Source organism: Roseburia sp. OF03-24 (assembly GCF_003463035.1).
GTDB classification, from domain to species: Bacteria; Bacillota; Clostridia; order Lachnospirales; family Lachnospiraceae; genus Roseburia; species Roseburia rectibacter.
In genome coordinates, this window is the sequence record NZ_QSCK01000078.1 from 1 (window position 1) to 1573 (window position 1573).

Consider the following 1573-nt stretch of genomic DNA (forward strand, 5'->3'; position numbering starts at 1 on the left):
CTTGAGTTTCCGCAAAATGTAATCAAAACATGATTACATCTTCCCAAAGCACCAATCTGTCAGTTTTTTTGATATTTTAGATTGACAGTTCTATGAGTAGAGGCACTTTAATAAGCCCCACCGGAATCGGGCTTTGGGAGATGTATTCTTTTATCTATCTAAGCGGTCAGCTTAAGGCAGAGTTGACGATATGCCGGACGTTTTGTCCGAAACCACAGCCTGACGCCTTCTTTTGCATATGATAGTATGCCGGAGATACCTTTGGCTAACCGGTAATAGCAGAAATGTACTTTTTCCTTTACAGGGTCTGCTTTTTGTATGATTGCAACCTTTAGGGCATGCGTTTCTGGTTTCATGGACATATGTGCCAGAAATGCCATGCACAGGGTAATATAAAAATTCAGGGCATTGATTGCAGCGAGCTTCCTCACACGGAAGTTTTCAAACTGAAACATCTGCTTCTTACAGCGGAAATATTCCTCAATGCGCCATCTGGAAAAGTAAGTCAGGGCGATATTTACCACGTCTTCTTTGGATTTGATTTTCTTATTGGTTGCAAGCATCATGGGATGTTCTGTAATGCCGTAAACCAGTACGAGATAAATATCTTTCTTTGAAGCGGTAATCTGTACTTTCACATGAGAAAGATAGGCATCATGCTTTTTACCCTTGTATGTCAGGGCAGTTTTAATCTTACCCTTTCTCTGATTACGAAGCTGTGTGGCAGGAACCCATTTTCCATGGAAGAAGAGTTTCCTTTTGGCAGTAAGACGGATGACATAGTCCTGTTCCAGTTCATCAAGTTTCAGAAACATCTTGTTGTCATCGTAGCCTCTGTCCATGGCAAAGGTTGCTTTGCCAAAGAGAGCTGCACCACGTTCCATTGCAGAAAAAGTAACATCATTTATAGAGGTAAAATGTTTTTCTTTTGAAGAATGAATTTCTGAAAAAATACTGACAGGATGATTATTTTTAGTGAGAACACAGGCTTCTGTTACATGATATCCTTTTTCATAAACTGTTTTGGAAGCAGTACTTTTAGAGCCATCTCTGACAAGTCCGAGAGCTTCAAATTTGTAACCATCAGGCTTTACAACATCGCTGTCATCAATGTGTATGACAGGTTCTTGCGGAGCCCATTTACGGATGGCAGTAAGATAAGATTTAAGCGTGGTGGAGGAAATGCCATTGTTTAAATGTCTGGTCAGCCGTTCAACAGAATTGACCTTTTTGGAATCTTCGTGAAGCTGATCCACAACATCGGTTAAAAGACAGCTTCTGGAGGCAAGCATACCATAAGTCATCTCGGCAGAAAACTTTTTGTCCGGCTTGGACAGGTGTTTTGAAATTTTATTTGAAAAAGTTAAAATTTCCCGTTTCAAAGTATAAGTATTTGTTGTAGAATTAAGCATAAGGAGTCCTCCTGATTTTTGTTTAGTATCTTTTTGATTAGACACCTTAATTTTACTACAAAACAGGAAAGGATTCCTTATATTTTGGGCATTTTTTGAAAGTTGTTTATGACGATGATTATGAAAACGGGGCTTTGTGGATAAAAGTACGGAAACTCAAG

Annotated in this window: 1 protein-coding gene; it reads right to left on the bottom strand. The window is 39.2% G+C overall.

The window, feature by feature from the left end; all coding sequences use genetic code 11:
• Positions 1-158: 158 nt before the first annotated feature.
• Positions 159-1412, bottom strand: a complete 1254-nt coding sequence (locus DXA60_RS18975; protein ID WP_186898968.1) for a transposase — start codon at positions 1410-1412, stop codon at positions 159-161.
• Between the last annotated feature and the right edge of the window lie 161 nt (positions 1413-1573).